16 protein-coding genes are annotated in these 20,910 nt (G+C 45.9%); 2 read left to right on the top strand and 14 right to left on the bottom strand.

What is annotated here, in order from left to right:
• Positions 1 to 96 precede the first annotated feature (96 nt).
• The 9 genes from MKY85_RS13000 to MKY85_RS12960 all read right to left on the bottom strand — a co-directional run bounded on the left by MKY85_RS13000 (position 97) and on the right by MKY85_RS12960 (position 12,200).
• The gene (locus tag MKY85_RS13000; RefSeq protein WP_342572786.1) at positions 97 to 1,542 is read right to left on the bottom strand and encodes a 4-hydroxyphenylacetate 3-hydroxylase N-terminal domain-containing protein; all 1,446 of its coding nucleotides are present in this window, start codon (positions 1,540 to 1,542) and stop codon (positions 97 to 99) included.
• A gap of 183 nt (positions 1,543 to 1,725) precedes the next feature.
• Complete coding sequence (locus tag MKY85_RS12995) at positions 1,726 to 3,684, bottom strand: ABC transporter permease (protein ID WP_339242157.1); 1,959 nt, start codon at positions 3,682 to 3,684, stop codon at positions 1,726 to 1,728.
• Positions 3,659 to 4,429: an ABC transporter ATP-binding protein gene (locus tag MKY85_RS12990; RefSeq protein ID WP_342572785.1), complete on the bottom strand. Its 771-nt coding sequence runs from the start codon at positions 4,427 to 4,429 to the stop codon at positions 3,659 to 3,661. Before MKY85_RS12990 ends, MKY85_RS12995 begins: the two co-directional genes overlap by 26 nt.
• Before the next feature lie 310 nt (positions 4,430 to 4,739).
• Complete coding sequence (locus MKY85_RS12985) at positions 4,740 to 5,723, bottom strand: sensor histidine kinase (RefSeq protein WP_342572783.1); 984 nt, start codon at positions 5,721 to 5,723, stop codon at positions 4,740 to 4,742.
• Positions 5,720 to 6,424 (bottom strand): response regulator transcription factor, encoded by a 705-nt coding sequence (locus tag MKY85_RS12980; protein WP_339242153.1) that lies wholly within the window; start codon positions 6,422 to 6,424, stop codon positions 5,720 to 5,722. Before MKY85_RS12980 ends, MKY85_RS12985 begins: the two co-directional genes overlap by 4 nt.
• Positions 6,425 to 6,465: 41 nt before the next feature.
• Positions 6,466 to 7,794, bottom strand: coding sequence for a beta-N-acetylhexosaminidase (gene nagZ, locus MKY85_RS12975; RefSeq protein WP_342572780.1), 1,329 nt, complete (start codon positions 7,792 to 7,794; stop codon positions 6,466 to 6,468).
• A gap of 422 nt (positions 7,795 to 8,216) precedes the next feature.
• Positions 8,217 to 9,320 (bottom strand): NADH:flavin oxidoreductase, encoded by a 1,104-nt coding sequence (locus MKY85_RS12970; protein ID WP_342572778.1) that lies wholly within the window; start codon positions 9,318 to 9,320, stop codon positions 8,217 to 8,219.
• Between the two features lie 335 nt (positions 9,321 to 9,655).
• The gene (locus tag MKY85_RS12965; RefSeq protein WP_342572777.1) at positions 9,656 to 10,969 is read right to left on the bottom strand and encodes a hypothetical protein; all 1,314 of its coding nucleotides are present in this window, start codon (positions 10,967 to 10,969) and stop codon (positions 9,656 to 9,658) included.
• A gap of 181 nt (positions 10,970 to 11,150) precedes the next feature.
• Positions 11,151 to 12,200 carry a 2,3-butanediol dehydrogenase gene (locus MKY85_RS12960; RefSeq protein WP_339242147.1) on the bottom strand — a complete coding sequence of 350 codons (1,050 nt, stop codon included), beginning with the start codon at positions 12,198 to 12,200 and terminating at the stop codon, positions 11,151 to 11,153.
• A gap of 389 nt (positions 12,201 to 12,589) precedes the next feature.
• Between MKY85_RS12960 and MKY85_RS12955 the strand changes: the two genes are divergently transcribed.
• Entirely contained in the window at positions 12,590 to 13,627 is a 1,038-nt protein-coding gene (locus MKY85_RS12955; protein WP_339242145.1) for a LacI family DNA-binding transcriptional regulator, read from the top strand.
• Positions 13,628 to 13,752: 125 nt separating this feature from the next.
• Here the strand turns inward: MKY85_RS12955 and MKY85_RS12950 are convergent, their stop codons facing one another.
• Together MKY85_RS12950 and MKY85_RS12945 are read right to left on the bottom strand one after the other, a co-directional pair.
• Positions 13,753 to 14,721: a D-2-hydroxyacid dehydrogenase family protein gene (locus MKY85_RS12950; RefSeq protein WP_342572776.1), complete on the bottom strand. Its 969-nt coding sequence runs from the start codon at positions 14,719 to 14,721 to the stop codon at positions 13,753 to 13,755.
• Positions 14,722 to 14,801: 80 nt separating this feature from the next.
• Positions 14,802 to 15,383, bottom strand: a complete 582-nt coding sequence (locus tag MKY85_RS12945; RefSeq protein WP_339242142.1) for a TetR/AcrR family transcriptional regulator — start codon at positions 15,381 to 15,383, stop codon at positions 14,802 to 14,804.
• A gap of 229 nt (positions 15,384 to 15,612) precedes the next feature.
• On the opposite strand from MKY85_RS12945, the gene MKY85_RS12940 reads away from it, so the two are divergent.
• Positions 15,613 to 16,833 carry an MFS transporter gene (locus MKY85_RS12940; RefSeq protein WP_342572775.1) on the top strand — a complete coding sequence of 407 codons (1,221 nt, stop codon included), beginning with the start codon at positions 15,613 to 15,615 and terminating at the stop codon, positions 16,831 to 16,833.
• A 176-nt stretch (positions 16,834 to 17,009) separates the two neighbouring features.
• Here MKY85_RS12940 and MKY85_RS12935 read toward each other — a convergent pair whose 3' ends face one another.
• From MKY85_RS12935 to MKY85_RS12925, 3 genes are all read right to left on the bottom strand, one after another.
• A complete protein-coding gene (locus MKY85_RS12935) occupies positions 17,010 to 17,483 on the bottom strand; it encodes an SRPBCC family protein (RefSeq protein WP_342572772.1) in 474 nt (157 codons plus the stop codon).
• A gap of 163 nt (positions 17,484 to 17,646) precedes the next feature.
• Entirely contained in the window at positions 17,647 to 18,738 is a 1,092-nt protein-coding gene (locus tag MKY85_RS12930) for an HD domain-containing phosphohydrolase (protein ID WP_339260786.1), read from the bottom strand.
• A gap of 283 nt (positions 18,739 to 19,021) precedes the next feature.
• Complete coding sequence (locus MKY85_RS12925; RefSeq protein ID WP_342572771.1) at positions 19,022 to 20,857, bottom strand: UbiD family decarboxylase; 1,836 nt, start codon at positions 20,855 to 20,857, stop codon at positions 19,022 to 19,024.
• Positions 20,858 to 20,910 lie beyond the last annotated feature (53 nt).

Below are 20,910 nucleotides of genomic sequence, written 5' to 3'. Positions count from 1 at the left end.
GGCTCTAGGAGCAGGTTAACTAAAAATAAGACGGTTCTCATTTCTGTATTCTAGCTGTTCATTCTTCTTGCAGACTGTCCGTATTAGATTAACAGATCATGCCTTACCCGAACGAAGCCACGGTTCAACTCTGGCCAATAAACGTTCCTTGTCATATTGCACATATTGACTCGCCCGGTTGCGCACAGGATCACCGGCGTAGAAACGTTCATACAGATCATGCCTTGCTCCGAGTGGACTTCCGGTCAGTTCCCATGCCAATTGAAAAAGACGAATCTTCTCCGGGGCTTGCAACGTTACTCCACCAAGATATTTGTTCATCATGGAGCCTATCCTTTCATTGCCCTCAAACATACCTGAAGGGATCTGCATCAGACCACCCGCAGCAATCGTCTTCAAAATCTCCACTGCGCGCGGATAATAACGATTGCCCAGATTACGTGCGGTTTCAATATATTTGAATTCCGGCAGCCAGTTGCCGTATGTGTCCGGCTTGGACTGTGCCTCAGCGGCAATAATCAGTCCCTCAATAGTCTGCATCTGACTGATCATCTCACCGAGTTGTTCCTGCACATTCAGGAAGGAGTCCACCCCGATCTCCTTGGCAATGGCGGAGGTCACGGCTGTAATGAACTCCAGTTTCGAGTGTAATCGGATAACGCTCTGATGATAAGCCAGACTGGACGAAGCTGTATTACAGCGAATCTGCCATACAGCTTTAGGGTTATTGTGCAGCAATACATGTTCCCAGGGCACAAATACATCGTCAAAAAATAACACAGCATCCATCTCATCATACTGGGCACTTAGTGGATGTGATCTATCCGAATCTTTTGCCGCGAATGTTTCTCGACACATCATGTGCAAGCCCGGACTGTCCGCGGCTACAATTACCATATGGGCCAGCTCTGGCAGGTGGCCTGGAATTCGTTGAACGGGATACGCAATGATATCATCGGCATACGGCGCAGCCGTTGCAACCATTTTGGCTCCGCGGATCACCACGCCCTCCGCATTGCTTTGCACAATTCGCAGCATGGCATCCTCATCTTCCCCAACAGGCAAGGAACGATTAATCTGAGGGTCCCGCTGGACAATCGTCAGGAAGGCATCTTTTCGTTTGGCTTGTTCATAATAAGTCGATATTTTACCTGCAAATGCGGGATCATATGCTGTCATCTCATGTCGTGTTGCATACCAACCGGTCAGGCGGGAGCGAGCATAATCAGACAGTCTGCTCATTACCCCATACGTCCGCTCAGACCAAAGCCGAAAAGCCCCCGCTCTGCTGTTCACGTCGAGAAGTGAACGGGGCACATGGAAGGAGCGATGAACGTAACTTCCCGTTTGTTCGTCCCAATAGGCCACAGTTTCCCTTGTCTCCGGGTCATCCACCAGATTGAATAATCCTTCTATGGTCTGAAGTGTTCCCTGAAAGGCCTGATGGCGGGTTACCCGGATACGCTCACCATCCAGCCATACATTCCGCTCATCATTCAATCGTTGAATGTAAGCCTGTCCACGAGACAACGTGATGCTCATGATATGTCCTCCCTCTCAGGCACCAGCCTGCTATTCAACTGTGATTCTTCTTTTCACAACTAATCAACTGCTTAGAATTTATGTAATGATACATTCTGTATCTAATGAAATAGTACTGTGCCTTGGATGGAAAAGTCAACAGACACCGAGCCATGAGTTCGGTGTCTGTTGGGACATTCATTTTTAGACTAACTTGGCATACATATGACGCAGATACCGCCAGCGTACGAGTGCAAAATACAGGATCTGCATGGAAGCAAACACCATGAAGATGCGCAGACTGTATCCGAAGACTGAGAAATCAACCAACTGCTGCAATGCTACGAAGGCAACCGAGCTGTGGATAACGGCAATCAGAATCGGCAGGAAGAACATAAGCAATAGCTGCCTTGTCACAATCTTACGAAGTTCGGGGCGGCTGAGTCCCATTTTGCCAATCATGCGATACTGCGCTTCATCCCGTTCGAGATCTGCATAGAGTCTGAAATAGGTGAAACTTGCTGCAAAGGTGAAGAAAACAATGCCAATCAGTCCGCTCAGGATCAGGATAATTCCGTTCGTTTGTTTCGAATTGAGCCAATCCACCACTAGTGCACTCACCTGGAAGTAACCTCTATTGGAATGATTCTGTTGAATAGATTCGATTAATTCAGGAGCAAAGCTCCGTGTACCCATCCAATCTTTCACGATAAATTGGACCGTTCGCCTCGAATAGAAACCTTCAGGCATGCCAACTTCCTCGTTGTACGCAGGCCTCATCTGATTAAACAATTCGTCAGTTACGATGTAGAGATTAATTTCACCTTGATAAGGAATCACAATCTCGGTACCAGGTGTCGATAGCTGAACAGGTACGCGCTGACTATCCACCTCCAGATTGACCTCCGCTCCGGAGAATCCTTGTTCAGCCTGTTCACGGTACTTCTTGCGAACCGCCAAATTGCTTGGTGTCATAAATGACTCATCGACCTGTTTCAACGCACGTTCTTCATACCCAAGTGCCTTCGCCAAACGGTTATAATCACTTAATTTGATAATCTCTCCATTATTATTTTCAGATATAGGAGCATAACTGCCCTTCACGTAGGGAACTTGATGATCAATCAACGTCTCTTCAATCTGCCGAATATGTCGCTCGGAGTTGGGAGTATCCCACATATTCATATAACTGAATGCGTACGGATTCGACATGGATGACAGACCCGGGTCAGCAATCGCAAGCATGGTGCCAATTCCCGTAAATGAAGAAGCCGAAATGATACTTACCATGAAAAACATAATCGCGTTATCTTTCATTCGATACGTAAGTTCTGAAAGAAAGAGCAAATTGGTTTTACGGAAAAATAACCGTGAGTTGCCTTTGAGGGCTCGGATAACGTACACACTGAGCTGTGTGAACAGTAAGTATGTACCTGCAATAACGACCATAACACTCGCCATTAATAGCGGAAACGAGAAGCTTACCCAGACAAAGGTGAATACCCCAGCATAACCTCCGCCAATGAACAATACGGATAACAAGGCGAGCAGACGTGATGCCTTCGGTTCCGGTTTTGGCTTTTCCTCTGATTTCACAAGGTCAATAAGTGTTCCTTTCCGTATGAGTAAGGATGATGACATGGCAATCACTACAAACAGCAGCAAAAATGCGCCAGCCGTCAAGGCAATGCCTTTCAGCGGAAAATAGAATCGAAGGCTGTTCTCAACAGCCAGCATAGAGCCACAGATCAGCAGAATCAATTTGCCAAAAACAATTCCCAGTCCAATACCGGTAATAATCGAAGCTAATCCGATACACATATTCTCCATAAATAAGAGCCGGTTCATCTGTTTGCGTGTCATGCCGATGATCAGGAAAATGCCAAATTCCTTCTTGCGTGTCTTCAGAAATGAACCTACCGAGTAGAGCAGGAACAGGAATGAAAAGATGAATATAATGATCTCCGCAATCATAAACCCCTGGTTGGCAAGTAAAGTAACCGTTCCATTGGAACCCTTTAAGCCTTCTTTTAGATCGGGATGGAACAATAGCAATGCGTAGGTGAAAAAGATCATGACAGAGAATGTACTGCTCAGAAAATGAGCCAGATAAATTCGTTTATTGCGAACAACGTTATTAATGGCGAACTGGCGAAAATTCATGTCCTGACCCTCCCATTAGGGATAATACATTAATAATCTTCTGGTAAAAGGCTGCCCGATTATCGCCGTAGTGAATCTCATTGTATAGCTTGCCATCTTTGATAAAGACGACTCTACTGCAATAACTTGCAGCTACTGCATCATGAGTGACCAACAGCATCGTCGCCTGATCCTCCTGATTGCGGGTTTCGAGGATCTCCATCACATCTCTGGCCGCCTTCGAATCCAGATTACCTGTTGGCTCATCCGCCAAAATCAGTTTCGGAGAATGTATGAGTGCTCTGGCAATGGCTGTACGTTGTGCCTGTCCACCCGATATCTCATAGGTTCGTTTGTTCAGAATACTTTCAATTCCCAGCTTGCTTGCCAGCTGTTCTACACGTGTGTTCATCTCTGCTAAGGGAACGCCGTCAAGCGTCAGTGGCAGCACGATATTTTCCTTGACTGTCAGGGTATTTAACAGATTAAACGATTGAAAAACAAATCCCAGCTCTTTGCGCCGAAAGAGCGCGAGTTCGTCTTGGTTCAATTCAAACGGATTCTCCCCTGCAATCCGCAGTTCTCCTGATGTCGGATGATCGATTGTGGAGATCATGTTCAGCAGCGTTGTTTTACCACTGCCGGATGGTCCCATAATGCCGACAAACTCACCTTTCTGAATACTGAGATCGATGCCGGATAATGCTTCATAGGACACGATACCTTTATAGATTTTACTGATCTGATTGACAGAACAAATCTCCATAGTTACAACTCCTCTAATGAAAGTGAATTCGAAAATTAAGATACGCTGATGCTGTGTGTCTGCATAATAAGTGCGGCCTTTCTTGTGATCTTCATGACTACAGTCTATCGAAGTTTCGGTCATTCTCCTATGGTTTAACCTTTCATCAACATGACAATGTTGTAAGGTTGCATGGTAAAAATCCAAAAAGACGCCTTCGCCTCAACCAGGCAATAGACGTCTTCATATCCATTTGACACATCATTATGTTAATACTCATCATGCTTCAGCCCAAATTCACACGTTCCACTCTCGTCTTCCACCTGCCACTTCAGGAGCTGAATGTAATTCGGACAGTTGTTCCTTCACCGTACACGGATTCAAGATCGATCCGATGATTCATTCGGGTCAGTACTTCTTTCGCAATATACAGCCCCATGCCAGTGGACTCTTTGAAATGCCGTCCGTTCTCCCCAGTGAAGAAAGGCTGAAATACCCGGTTCAGATCGGACTTTGGAATCCCGATGCCTTGATCCTGCACTTCCAGTAGGATGGAGCGTTCTGATTCATATGCCCGCATATGAATTTTTTGCCCGCTGCCCGCAGAATACTTGATCGCATTAGATAGTAGCTGTACCAAGACAAAACGAATCCACTTGGCATCGGATTGCACAACCAGTGAGGAATCGATATGCATCTCTGGATAGACATGATTGCGAATGAAAAATCGCTTCAGCTCGTGAATTGCCTCCTCACCCGAAGTTTTCAGTGCTACGGGTTCAACAGTGAAATCCTGTTCGAAGGTATCCAAACGGGCCACATACAGCACAGTCTCCAATCCACGTCTCATTTGGTCCGCTTCCTCCCGAATGCTTATGAGCCGAGGATCGTCATCCTCCTGATCTTCCAAGGTCAACTCAATGACCGACAATGGTGTCTTCATCTGGTGTACCCACTGATTCATAAACGTCAGATATTCTTGCTGTCGCTGTTCCAGTCGATGCAGGTGAGCATGATACTGTCCGTATTGTGAATCAAGTAGCTTCTCCAATGCCTGTGATAATGGACTTGTTTCGTTCAAGGGTACAAATTCCTTCAACGAATCCATCGATCTGGATATTCGGGCATAAAACGAGCGATGTGAATAATAACGATAGACCAAATAGCCAACATACAAAAATAATCCCAACGCTACAGCATAAGCAGCCGTAATCCAATCAGTATAACCGTCATACCAGAACACCGCCACCACGGTGAACAAGATAGCAACCACCCAGCAAGTTAAAGCGAGATGTTCACGAATAAACAATCTCATGATGGAGAGGAAGCCTTCCAGTTGTTGTTCAATCGGTAACCTGAACCTCTGACCGTTTCCAGTGCATCCGTAATGCCAAGCTCGGCTAATCGCTTACGAACCCGGGTAACGTTAACGCTGAGTGTATTGTCATCTACAAAAGAGTCATCCCACAGCTTCTCCAGGATCGTTTCCCTGCTTACCAGCTTGGGACTGCGACGCAGTAACGTTTCCAGCAGAATGGTTTCTTTCTTCGTCAGCTGCACTTTGCGATCGCCCAGTTGAATCTCCAGTCTTTCCAAGTAAACGACCAAGCCGTCCAGTTCCACCTTGCGTTCTTCATCACGTGCGGCATAGTCCCCATACACCCGGCGTAACTGACTCCGAATTTTGGCCATAACAATCTCGTGTTCGAATGGCTTGGTGATATAATCATCCGCTCCGTTCTCCAGTGCCATGACCTGATCCATCTTTCCGCTCCGGGCGGAGATAAACAGAATTGGGCAGGTAGATAATGTACGAATCTGGCGGCACCAGTAGAAACCATCATAGCTGGGCAAATTGATATCCAGTAGCACAACATGCGGTTGTACCTGTTCAAACTGCTGCACAATCATCTCAAAATCCTCGGCCAAAACGGCCTTATCTCCATAACGCTCAATATGTGACTTCAATAATCCCGCAATCTTGGGATCGTCCTCTACAATCATAATGGTATACATGGTTGGATCTCACCTCTGTCAAAATCATAACACAGGTTGTATTATCGAGCATCGACTTGATTACGCCAGTCCACAATATCTGCGTTCAGCTGCTTCAAGTCTCCATTGGGTTGCTGTTTGTCCGTTAATTTATACTGCTGCTTCAATGCCAGGATACGATATACACTTTCATCGATTCGGGATTCGGAGATGTCCCCTGACTTCACTGCACTTACTAATGTATCAAAAATCGTCTTGGCACTCTCATAACTATGAGCTACCAAAAGAATGTCACTACCTGCCTTAACAGTTGCTAGTGCAGCTTCATTCAACTTAAAGTTCTTCGCGATTGCTCCCATACTCAGGTCATCTGTGATGACGACACCGTTATACTTGAATTTTCCGCGCAGATGTTCACCAATGATGACATCAGATAAGGAAGCCGGATGATCGGGATCAAGCTTCGGAAACAGAATATGTGCCACCATGACTGCTTCCACTTGCTCCTTCACTGCGGCCTGGAACGGAATCCATTCAAGCTCAGCCAGTTGTTTTTCCGTTTTGTTCACAACAGGCAGATCCAGATGGGAGTCCACGGACGTATCGCCATGACCCGGAAAATGCTTCACTACGGGAATAATGCCTTCATTACGCAGACCTTTCATCTCCGCAATCCCCATACGCGATACCAGGTCTGCCGAACTGCCGAATGAACGATCACCGATCACCGGGTTCTTCGGGTTACTATTCACATCCAACACAGGTGCGAAATCCACATTAAAACCTGCAAGCTGCACTTGTCTGGCCAGCAATTCTCCCATCGTTTCAGCGAGCGCGCTATCTTTTGTCTGGCCTACTTTTTGGTTGGATGGAATGGATTCCACGTTCTCCGGCATGCGGCTGACTTTGCCGCCCTCCTGATCCACACTCATGAAGATGGGTACCGGATTGGACTGATTCGTTTCCTTGATGGATTGTACAAACTTGGCTGTTCCCTCAAGCGTCGTTACATTGTTGGCGTAGAAAATAATGCCTCCTACCTTCTGATCCGCAATCATCTGTTTGGCCTGATTATCCAGCGTTGTACCCTGAACACCAGCGAGTATCATCTGTCCAATCTTCTCTTCTAACGTTAATGAACTGAGCTGCTCCAGCACCGGATCGACTTCTTCTGGTACTTCTTCCTGCGGTGGAGCGGTATTCTGCTCCGGCGATGAGGAAGATTGCCCTGAGTTAGAGCCAGCATTGGAGCCGGTATTCGAGTCCGTTGTGGAGGAAGGTTTCTGTGCTTGGCCACATGCCGATAAAAGCAGAATGATCCCCATCAGAAGACATATCATATGCAGTGGTTTTCTCCATTTTTTGTTCGAGGTGTAACTATAGTTGTACAAGGATATTCATCCTCCTTATGTAATGTCGTCTTGGTAATTCAAAGGTTCAGGAGTAACCTTATCACAAGGTGAATGATTTTCAAAATGAGCGCTTCTGAGGATTGAATCATTGTGCTGACATAATATGCAGCGAAAAAATTGGTTGCTATAGAACCTGAGATGTGGAACTTCAATGGTGTTGTGACCATGCGCGTGTGTGAAGTATGGTAGTAATAAAGAGGTGCAGCGGTGCGGAAAATGTTTTTCTATTGTGAATTTTTCATATGTTGAAATTATAAGTATAGGTAGGTGAAAAAGCCGCCCAAAGGCGGCCTATTTGTTCGTTTTTGTTTCGTTTATGTTTTGTTTTCGTTTCGTTTTTCGTTGTAAATCGTCACCATTCGGCGTTGGTTCACTTCTTTTTGCAAACGTTTAGCCTTCAATTAATGAAGGGTTTGCAACACTTCCGTTGTAAATGGAATGATTTCGGATATGCGACCTTCCCGAACTTTGGCAGGCCATTCTGGATCACTAAGCAGAACGCGACCCAAGGCGATCAGGTCAAACTCATGATTCTCCAGCTTCTCATTTAGTAAATCCAAATGGGCATCCCCTGTTCCCTGGTTCTCGGTCGCTCTGTCCACAAATTCAGCTTCAAGCCCTACCGATCCAACCGAAATGGCTGGTTTGCCTGTGATTTTCTGTGTCCAACCCGCGAGATTCAGCTCGGATCCTTCGAATTCAGGTAACCAGAACCGCCGTGTAGAGCAATGGAATATATCCACGCCAGCAGCACTGAGTGGTGCCAGGAATTGCTCCAATTGTTCCGGCGTTTCCACCAGACGTGCTTCATAATTCCCCATCTTCCATTGGGAGAACCGGAGCACAATTGGGAAATCAGGACCAACCGCAGCACGACAAGCTTCAATCACTTCAACCGCAAATTGAGTTCTTCGTTCCAAATCACCACCATACTTGTCGGTTCTTCGATTCGTCTGCGCCCAGAAGAACTGGTCAATCAGATATCCATGTGCTCCGTGCAATTCAATGCCGTCAAACCCGATTCGCTGTGCATCCGCTGCCGCTTGGGCATATGCCTTCACAAGACCTTGGATCTCCTCTTCTGTTAATGGTTCACGTGATGGCTCACCTGCCATGCTAACCCCTGACGGACTTACAGGCTCAGCTTCTGCGTTAGGCAAGTCACCGGAACGACGTGCTGTACCCACATGCCACAATTGTGGCATGATTTTGCCACCCGCTTCATGCACTGCTTTCACTACATTAGCCCATCCTTGCAACGAATCTTCACCATGGAACAATGGTATACTCGCTCCGCTGACCGAAGAAGGATGATTGATGCCTGTACCTTCCGTAATGATAAGTCCTACTCCGCCTGCTGCTCTTCGACGGTAGTATTCAGCAACTTCCGGTCCAGGTACGCCCTCTGGTGAGAATCCGCGAGTCATAGGGGCCATAACGATTCGATTAGACAAGGTTAGCTTGTCCGAGTTAAAAGGTTTAAATAATGCTGAAGGTACGTTCATCGTATACTGCTCCTTTGCAATTGGAAGTATGGAACTTTCGCATTCATGTGAAATGCGACATGCTTTTGTATATCATAACATTAGTAACTCCGTTGACTGGTTTAGGATTATTTCTCTATCCATTTTATAGTTTCTTAATTTTATTTTCAAATTTTCGAAGTGAGTCGTTCGAACTAATCTTCTAGATAAAAAAAGAAAGCTACCTTAACGGCAGCCTCTATTTGATCACACTACCGAAGCGGTCTGACTTGCATTCTAATGCATCATAACGGATTTTCCCGGTCACCAATAATGTGGATGTCGCATAGTATATAATCCATAATCTTCCTTCCAATTTAATTAGCATTTACGGGGATATCATTGCGATTCACTCGAAGCAATTTCCCCGATGAAGTCGATAACACATCGGGATCGGTACCCAGACCAAAGTAGAAGTCGCCCTCGTTCTCTTCAAATGACTTGGCATACGTGTCCTGACTAAACCGTAAAATCTCATTCCATGTTGTCAGATCCGTGGATTGGTAGACCCGATTGATATATAGATTGGCACTTTGACGCGTATACGTAAGCACATATACCTTACCATCACGCAACAGCACATCCGTAGGAAGCGCCTTGGCATCTGGTAGATTAACTCGTTTGGCCTGGTTAATATCTGTCATAACATTCAAGGATTTGGGCAGCAGTTGTCCATCATTGAACACCCCTCCCGCTATATAGAGCAACTTATTATTAAAGTTAATATTTTTGCCTATTTTATTATAGGGAATGGTGCCCGTTTGATAAGTCAGTCCTGGCAGCATTTTATTTCCATAGATGACAACGTCCCGTTTTTCAAGCTTTTCATTGATCTCCAGGATATTGGTTTTGTCATTCCATATTTTATTGGCCGGATACATCATGCCAGATGCATATAATTTGCCATTAAGATGGAACATGGTATAAGCCCGGAAGCCAAACGTATTGATTGTTGCATATTTCTGCCAAGTTTCACCTTCATTATGAGAGATTAATATCGTTGGTTTGGACTCTGTACCTAGCGCGGCAAACATCTTGCCCTGATAGGAAGCCAAATCGTATACGTGTACTCCGAGTGGAAGATTACGATATTTAGTCCAAACCTCTCCATCCAAACGATAGAAATTGCCGAGTTCCCACTTCTCACTATCCGAATCATTACCAGGAATATATAACTTGTCGTTAAGCACTCTGTAAATGTCAATCTGTTCCTCATCCACATACATCTTCGTCGATGGCAAAATGCCAGGGTTGCTGTTGGTCACCGACTGGGTCTTGAATTTCGCGTTCGCTGTATCATAATAAATGACTGGAATAGGGCCTGAATTCGGCGCTACACCCAGATTACTGCTGTTCCCGTGACCCAAATATATTTTGCCGTTGTACAGTTGCATATCCCAGACGTTATTGGCATATGGTGTTTTGGTAAAAGGCCTTCCCAGCAGTTCTATCTTGGATGTTACATCCGCTGAAATGATCGGTGCATTCGACACCTTGGCAAGCTGACGTTCAGTAGCAGGTGGTTGACTAGTTGACGTGTTATTTTTCGGTTTGGAATTGCCCATGAGCATCCAGCTCATTCCCGCAACGATGGTCAAAATTACGGCTGTCCATTTCTTGTGTCTCTGCATGTCCGCTTCCTCCTTCATATTTTCAGAATGATTCCCTTCATACCAAGATGATACATTTTGTATCTTTTCATACTATGTAAAACCATCTGTACATGCAACAAATTTCGCCCGATCTGGACAAAAAAAGTAGACAACCACATCTATTGATGTGTTGTCTACTCGTTCTTACTATCTGTGGATTCTATTCTGCTTTAACCAGAATCTTAACCTGATTTTTCTCTTTTAGTAGTGCTTCAAATCCATGTTCCACCACTTCATCCAACGAGATTCGTTTGGTTACCAGCTTGTCTGCGGGGAAGAAACCTTTATCCATCAGACTGATGACTGCCGGGAACACATCGCGATAACCGATAATGCCGTTGACCGTACGCTCTTTCATAACAATAGAGTTCGGATGAATCGGTGCTTCCTGTTCAAAAATACTTACGATCATCAACTCTCCACCAATACGTGTGGAATCGATGGCTTGTTGCAGCACACGTGGTACACCGGTTACTTCATAAGCTACGTTAACGCCACCTTGTGTACGCTGATGGATTTCTTCTACGACATTGAACTGTGTTGGGTCAATCACAATCGCACCCAGTTCTTCCGCTTTGGCTTTCCGTTCGTCCGATAATTCCACAACATAAATATCAGAAGCTCCCGAGGCCTTAAGTGCTTCAATGACCAATAATCCAATCGGGCCAGCACCAAACACGGCTGCCGTATCGCCCACTTTCAGCTTGCTTTGGCGCACAGCGTGAAGTGCTACAGCCGAAGGTTCAACCAGTGCACCTTGCTCATACGAGATTGAATCCGGTATGGCATGGACCATGTATTCTTCAGCAGTTACATATTCGGAGAATCCGCCTCCGCCTCCAGCGAGTCCAAGGAAACCCATTTTATCGCACAGATTGTATTTACCTTGTTTACAAGCTTCGCAGTGTCCACATGCGTAGATCGGTTCTACAACTACACGATCGCCCGCCTTGAAGCGTGTAACTCCTTCCCCTACCTCAACCACCTGTCCTGAGAATTCATGTCCCATGACTACAGGCGCTTGTTCCCCTGTTAGGGGATGTGGTGCTTGAGCCGGAATAAAAATCGGACCCGCTGTGTACTCGTGCAAGTCACTGCCGCAGATGCCGCACCATTCCACTTTTATTTTGACCTTACCTTCTTCAGGATGAGGTTCGTTAATATTTTCGAGACGTAAATCTTTGACTCCGTGCCAACGTAATGCTTTCATTCATTTCATCTCCCAGATCATAATTTATAGTATAATCGGAAACGTTTCCGTAAATTAAATATGTCACATTTTAGATACGCTGTCAAACATATTTCTACACTAATATGTCTATTTCGTGATCATATCGAGTTTTAATTAAGAACGCTTACACTTTTATTAAAGTTATTTTAGCGGTATTGTGTAACCGCTCTAATCTAAGTTATTAAGATATATCCTGGCAAATAATACTGCAGACGGAATGAAATATAATCATACTTCGGCATAAATGTGGTCCAATCACGGGATACTTCATAGCTCAAATGTTATAATTAAGTTATATACTTATCGCGAAGTGCATACATATCCCTAAATATTCGGAATCGTTTCCGATAAAGTGAGGTAAACGTACATTGAGGAAAGAACAGAAACTGACGATCAAGGACGTGGCTGAGCGTGCCGGCGTGGGCATCGCTACCGTATCCCGGGCAATCAACAATTCAGAAGGCATAAGCAGTAAAACACGAGATAAGGTGATGAAGGCCATTGAAGAACTGGGTTTTGTACCCAACACCTCCGCACAGAGTCTGAAAATCCGGCAAACGCACCAGATCGCGCTCGTTGTACCCGACATACGTAACGCCATTATTCCGGAGATTTCATGGTCTGTTGAGCAAACGGCGAAGCAGCATGGTTACCATGTCGTGCAGATCAATACGGCAGGCAATGCCCGTACCGAGTTGGAGACAATACGTAATGTGAAAAAATTGCATGTAGATGGATTGATCTTCATGCCTCTAGCCTATCCCAAAACGTTACCCGGACTGATTGATAAAGCCCCGCTCCCCATCTCTATGATTAACTACGGCAAGAAACTGGAACCGGGAATGAGGGCAGATATCGTCTCTCTGTCTCAACCCGAAGGCAAACTGGTCATGGAGCATCTGTTCAAAATTGGGCGGACGCGAATCGCATATGCCGGTGCACCCAAAGACATTATTGAAGAGCGCTTCCGTGCTTATGAGCAAGCTGTAGGCCATGTGGACATTTCTCTCGTCTACTTTGGTGAGGACTTTTCATTGAATACAGGTGCCAATGCTGCAGATTATTTCTATGGACTCACGCATATGCCAGATGCAGTCTATGCCATTAATGATATGGTTGCCATCGGATTGGTTAATCGGTTCAAGGAGTTGGGGGTTCGTGTACCTGAAGATGTGGCTGTAGTGGGTGTAGATAACAATCAGTGGACCACGGTCTCGTCTCCGCAGATTAGTTCTGTGTCCATTATGGGTGAGGAGGTTGCCAGACTTGCTACCGAACTGTTGTTAAAGCGGATTCGGGAGATGAACACGACCGATTACGAACACATTCAATTCGAACCGCGCTTAATCGTTCGTGAATCAAGCGTCGCCATGATTCATTCTTCCCAGCGAGGACGACACAGTTAGATTTGTTTTGCTACACAGATACTCTAAAAAGGTGTTGCTCAGGTCTAACTCTTTCCTGGCAGCACCTTATTTGTCTGTAATCCCTTATATCTAAAACTACGTCTTTATTCAGCACCGTTTTTTTTCTAAGGAAGCATTTGCCTGATCGGTGTTCCGTTCAGGAACATCGCTATGTTTTCTACGGTGTGACTATAATAGATCTCATAATTGCCACGAGTCACATAACCCAGATGCGGTGTAGCCAGGACATTGGGCAATGTTCGCATAATATGGTTAACCGGCAGCGGTTCCTGCTCATATACATCCAGACCTGCGCCAGCAATCAAACCACGCTGTAATGCATTTACCATAGCTTCCTGATCAACAATACCCGCTCGCGACGTATTAATGAATAGCGCACTCGATTTCATTTGTTGAAATTCGGCTTGTCCAATCAGATTGCGCGTACGATCACTTAATACCAGATGAACGGATATGATATCGCTCTGTGCAAGCAGTTGCTCCTTGGTCTCGGACCAAATGACACCATGTTTTTCGGCTTTCTCTCGTGTCAGATTCTCGCTCCAGGCCATCACATTCATGCCAAATGCTTGTGCGATCTCAGCCATGCGAGTGCCTATCTTGCCCAAACCGAGCAATCCAAGTGTTCTCCCATTCAGATCCAATCCTACAGTGCTCTGCCAGTTTCGATTGGAGCGAAGTGCATTATTCTCCGTAACCAGCTGTCTGGACAGTCCCAGTATTAGCGCCCACGTCAGTTCCGTTGGTGGATTAGAGCTTCCCTCGGTTCCACACACAATGATCCCTTTTTGCTCCGCAGCCTTAAGGTCTATGGACGCATTACGCATGCCACTTGTAATCAGAAGTTTTAGCTTAGGGAGCTGCGAAATAACCCTCTCCGGAAATGGTGTACGTTCCCGCATCAGGACCACAATATCGAATTCCTGCAATTCTTGAATGACTTTTTCTTCCGAGCCCATATAGTTGTTGAATGTCTGAATCTCCACCCGATCCATCAACGAACCCCAGTCTGCCGACGTCAGCGCAACGTTTTGATAATCATCCAAAATTGCACAGCGCAACTTCGTATCCATCCCTGATCTCCTCCTATATCTGCTCACTTCTTAAACATATTGTAGCAACTCCGCATCACTTTAAACAGAAGAAATCCCTATTACTGCAGCAAAGACAGCGTAACCTGGATGCTCTGCTCTACAAACAAGCGGTCCGGTCCTGATTTCATCAGTACAGTCAGTCCAATCATGGATACAACCAAAGACTGTGCTACCGCACTCGCATTCAAGTCAGCGGACAATTCCCCGCTCTGTTGGCCTTTTTCAATCGTTTCCTTGAAAAGAACACCCAGATACATCTGATGCTCCCGTGTGAGGACAGCGAATTTGGGGTCATGTGGAGCCAGCTCAACCATCGTATTAATGCAAAAACAGCCATGACTAGGCTCGGTTACACTCCCTTCAGCTCCAATATGTTCAAACAGCCCACGGAAGGCTTCTCGCACCGTGGAGCCCTGTTGAAGTCTGGCTCTGACTTGAGCCGCATGCTGCGTGGTATACCTGCGAAGTGCGGTTTCGAACAATTCCTTTTTATCGCCAAAAGCCGCGTACAGACTGGGACGTTGAATGCCCATTGCAGTCGTCAAATCACTCAAAGATGACGCTTCGAACCCCTTGTCCCAAAACGTATGCATTGCTGCATCGAGTGCTTTGTCCGTATCAAATTCCCGTTGTCTAACCATACATTTCACCTCTTTATGTATCGTTCAGTATATTTATATTGTAATCTCAAAACAATGAACAGGTCAAACATAATATATTTTAGCATTGGATAAACCTAGCTTAAAAGTATTTTTCACCAAATAAAAAGTCTTAGCTAATCCTCTATTGACAGAATCCACGTTAATAAAGTAAGGTTATCCCGAAACATATCATACCAATCAGTACAAAATAGAAAGGTGACAACCATTCATGCAAACTTCTTCTCCAGATGCACAATTATCCAATAAGGATCGTCCTGCCATGTCAAGGTTAGTTGCTCTTCTCTTTGCCGTGTGCAGCGGACTTGCGGTCGCCAATATTTATTATGCTCAGCCTTTGCTGGACTCCATTGCTCAAGAGTTCAACCTCTCTCCATCATCCATAGGGATCGTCATCACAGTGACTCAAATATGTTATGCCCTGGGGCTGTTCCTTCTCGTTCCGCTCGGGGATCTCTTAAACCGCCGCAAGTTGATAATTATCCAAATGCTCTTATCCGTACTTGCACTGGTTCTGGTAGGAACCGCAAAGTCCAGCTCACTTTTATTCACGGGTATGGCCGTCGTAGGTCTACTCGCGGTCATTACACAGACATTGGTTGCCTTTGCTGCACACTTGGCAGCCCCTACCGAACGTGGTCGCATTGTCGGGCAGGTCACCAGTGGAATCGTCATTGGCATATTACTTGCACGAACGGTTGCAGGTACGCTTAACGATTGGCTCGGGTGGAGATCGGTGTATCTCTTCTCTGCCAGCTTTACTTTACTCGGAATTGTCGCCTTATATCTTGTTCTCCCAAGGCAACAGTCCCCACAAGTAAAACAAAGCTATGTCCAATTACTCAGCTCTGTCTTGCAACTGTATCGTGAGTTGGGTGTATTACGAGTACGAGGTGTACTGGCGATGCTGATTTTTACAGCCTTCAGCATCTTGTGGACTTCCATGGTTCTGCCACTAAGTAGCCCCCCACTGTCCCTGTCTCATACGCTTATAGGTGCATTCGGTCTCGCAGGAGCGGCCGGAGCAATGGCCGCTGCCCGTGCAGGTAAACTCGCCGATCGGGGCCTTGGGCAAAAAACAACCGGTATCTCTCTTGTCATTCTGCTCTTGTCCTGGCTGCCCATCGGCTATGTCCATCACTCGTTGTGGTTCCTGATCCTCGGCGTTATCCTGCTCGATCTCGCCGTGCAAGCCGTACATGTTACCAACCAGAGCCTGATCTACGAAGTTCGTCCCGAAGCACAGAGCCGCCTGACGGCAGCGTATATGATCTTTTACTCCATCGGCAGTGCAACCGGCTCCATCGTTTCTACCCAGGTGTATGCATGGGCGGGTTGGACAGCGGTTTGCTGGTTAGGTGCGGGTGTTAGTGCAGCAGCACTTCTGTTCTGGATGATTGATCGTCATATGCATCGGAATCTCGATCGTTGAATTAGTCCAGTTTATTCCACACCACAATAAAGAGGGTTGCCAAAGGACCCAACAACAGGGAAATCAGAAACCAGTTCCGACCACTTCTGTTTTTCCCTGTGCAAGTCCGGCATTAATCAAGGCAAGGGTGCCCCAACCTACATAATATTCATTATCCATCAAACGTCTTCTCTCCTTTATTCCTTCAATTCCGGATACTGCTCAAGGATCACTTTGAGTTTACGGTTACGACTCTCCAGAAATGCCAGCATATATCTCTTCAGCACAAGTCGCTCCGTTGCCCACCCTAGCAATCCAAGTGGTGCTTCAAACCGCAGCGTGTCTCTCATGCATGTCATCTGTTCTGCAATTGCGCTGAAATGATGTTCATGTCGCATGCTCTTGAAAGCCCCCTTCTCCATCTGATCCACAAATAAAAACGGTTGTTCAAACTGCACAATTCGGGACTTCAACTTCTGTCTGACACCCAGGTGGGTAGCCTGAAAGGTAACGGTATCCCCGGCTCCAATTTTTCCTGTGGTTACTCCAGCGACCGCTCGTTCTCTCGTATGTTTCCAGACAGTCTGTGTATGTAGGTCAATATCCCGGGCATAGTCAAAGCACCGTTCAATCGAGGCAAGTATCGTAATCTCTGTTGTCACTTCAATCATGACGATCGCTCCTTGGCAGGAAAAATAAGGTCTTTGCAAAGTATAACCTTGCTTCGTTGATCGAACAACACAGCAAAGGGGGATATAACAAAAAAAGGGCCCCCTGTCTTAGTACAGGAGGCCCGTCTTTCATGCATTGGCAGAATGGCAAAGGCTGCCGATATTAAATAAGCAATTCATCAATGGCAAGCGTACGCTCTTTGGAAAGATCGCGATATTCTTCCGACTCCACTTTGATAAGCGGTTTGAAAATATCAGACGTATTGTTCATGACAATAACACCTTTTTCTCCATTGCTGAGCAGGACTTGTTTTCCGATAAAATTAGGAAGTAAATGTTGCATCAATGCCTGAACCGGCTTTTCATTCAATTTACCAAATCCCATTCCATAAATATCTCTTAGGTTGTTGATGAGGTTTGGATTGCTTCCCCCGTGACTCCCGGATCTCATGCCGATATAGATATCAGCTACAGATACGATCTGGGTATAGGGGTGAATTTCACTTTTCTCAAGTTGCATTGGATAACCCGACCCATCTTCCCGCTCGTGATGTTGCAGAGCAACCAGTGCTGTCGCTTCATCCGTCATGGAATTTTTGATGATTTCATGTCCATATATCGTGTGACGCTGCATTTCAAGCTGCTCGTCCGCTGTCAACGGTTCTGTTTTGTTCCGAATCCGGTGGGAGACTTTGCACTTTCCAATGTCATGCAGATAACCACCGCGACTAATCTGATAACTCTCTTTTTGAGAATATCCAAGCCAGTTCGCGAGGTAGAAGGACAACAATCCGACTTGAATTGAATGTGTATAGTTATTGACATCATCCCGCTCCAGCATCATCAGGAGATGAACGACATCTTTCTGCTCATCCAGTCCTTCAACCATCGGTTGCAGTGCATCATCCACCATGGTAGCGTTGAACTTGCCAACAGTCAGGGCTTCAAGAAAAGCATTTTGATAATTATGTACAGTCTGAATAAATTGGGACTTCATCTCTTCTTCTGGCGGCTCTTCCTTCGTACTTGTACTTAACCCGGAAGCATGCTTGGCGGCTGCAGCAAAAAATTCTGCCTCAGTGATTTCCTCTTCGCGTGATTCAATATCTACATAATCTACACGGTGCTGCATAAGCAAGGAAATATCCTCACTTCTGATTACGGTCCCCTTCCCGAGAACGTGTAATCCTGCATCGCTGAATGTATCCGCAGTCAGACGGTCTCCGTCTTGCAGGTTCATAATATGGATTCTCAAATCGGTATTCCCCCTGAACAATTCATTATAGTAACAGCACCCAATGGAACGGGGCCACAAAAATACCTATACTTCTTTATATCGTTATAATTCTTCATTTCATACATAGTTCAAACGACCTTAATCACAAAGGTAAATACGAACATGTAAGACTTTATCCTCACTCCAATATCCAAATTAGTCCCGGTTTTAAACTTTTACACACCTTTGTGTCTTATCGCTGGATCAGAGCAAGCCAAAGAAGTTCAAACGCTCCGTTTGAACTTCTTTAAGACAACTCATATTAGATTTTGATTGAACCCAGACTTGCCCCTTTAACAAATAAACGTTCAATGCTCTTCTCAACCGAAGCATCGGGAATCAATGGCGGCGCCTGGTGAGGTTTGGTCCGCGCATCAATAATCACCTGATCACAACCCCAATGCTTGTGGTCATATCCGCTATTAACTCCATACATATCATGTGAAGGGTTACTCCGGGTAAACGTGGCCCACAAGAAGTTACTGAGATTAGCACTCAGGAACGAACTGTCATCACAGAGGATAATCATCGGGCAAGAGTCCAGACCTCCCTGTTCTTTCAATAGAGAAGTGAATGCTTGCATCTCCTGCGCTGTATCCGCATAACTTGTGAAGGCTGATGTCTGGATTGCGACGATGCCCGGCATGATGAGCTGTGGATTTTCATATCCGCGTATGTTTTTCAAAGACTCCGGAACTTCCGTACACAGATCCCGAACCTTGTCCCCATATGCGGCAAACACAACCTTGCTTCCGCTGTTCAGTCCTGTACCGGAGTAATCCAGCGTATCAATCGTTGTATGCGTGTGGAAATGAATATCCCGTTGCAGGTCGATACGCTCCAAAATATAGGTCAGGAATTCAACTTCCTTATGGGTATCCAGAGGCTGCTGATCCTCAGCAGTTATAAACAGGTACTTCGCCAGACTGAGCTGACCTGTACCCAAAATACGGTTGGCAATCGTAAGCAGCTCTGTTGGCTGTTTCACCGCCTGATACGGCGTATACCGTTCACTGCCGATGGCGAACAGTAATGGATGGACCCCTGCCGCATCGACTGCATGTACTTCTTTGACGCCCGGAATCTCCTGTTTAATGGCATCCCCTGTAATCTCATGTATCAAATCACCAAATGCCGTATCCTCTTGAGGCGGACGACCCACAACCGTAAAAGGCCAGATGGCATTAGGTTTGGCATAGACTTTGTGCACACGCATTAACGGGAATTCATGTGTCAGACTGTAATAACCCAGGTGATCCCCAAACGGTCCTTCCGGCTTCGTCTCGCCTGGGTAGATATCACCCGTGATGACAAAATCAGCATCATTGCTGATGCAATACCCGTCCTTGTAACTGTACCGGAAGCGACGTCCGGCGAGCAAACCGGCAAATGTCATCTCACTAAGTCCTTCTGGCAGAGGCATAACGGCTGAAAGTGTATGTGCTGGTGGACCCCCAATGAAAATGCTGACTTTCAGTGGTTCTCCTTTTTTGACCGCTTTGGCTTGATGTATCCCAATTCCGCGATGAATCTGATAGTGTAATCCAATTTCTTGGTTTAATTCAAAATCATTGCCATTCAGTTGAACCCGGTACATTCCCAAGTTCGAATTCATGATGCCGGGTTTATCTGGATCTTCGGAATACACTTGCGGCAGTGTCACAAATGCCCCGCCGTCCATGGGCCAGTGTTTGATTAGGGGCAGATCCGAGATTTGAATCTCTTGTGCCGACACGGGTAGGCTAATAGACTTCTGTTTCGGCAGCGCCTGCCATGCGGCAAGACCAGTGCGGACATGCTGAAACGGCGTCTTAAGCGCCTTCATCGGATCGTCACGAACAGCCATGACCCGTTGTACGCCTTCGAGCGTACCGCGGAACATGAATTTGCTTCGTTCCACTGTGCCGAACAGATTCGATACAGCCTGGAACTTCGAGCCTTTTACATTTTCGAATAACAATGCCGGGCCTTTAGCCTCGTGCACTTTCATATGGATGGCTGCCATTTCCAGATGAGGATCAACCTCTTCTTTGACCCGAATCAAATGACCGTGCTGCTCCAGATCGTTAATACAATCTTCCATATTGCGATAGTTCATTGAATGGCTCCATTCTGTGTATGATAAATTGATTAAGTTCATAGATTCACATA

The sequence above is a fragment of the Paenibacillus sp. FSL R5-0749 genome (assembly GCF_038595085.1).
In the GTDB taxonomy this organism is placed as follows: Bacteria; Bacillota; Bacilli; order Paenibacillales; family Paenibacillaceae; genus Paenibacillus.
This window is presented reverse-complemented; position numbering and strand designations above follow the sequence as displayed.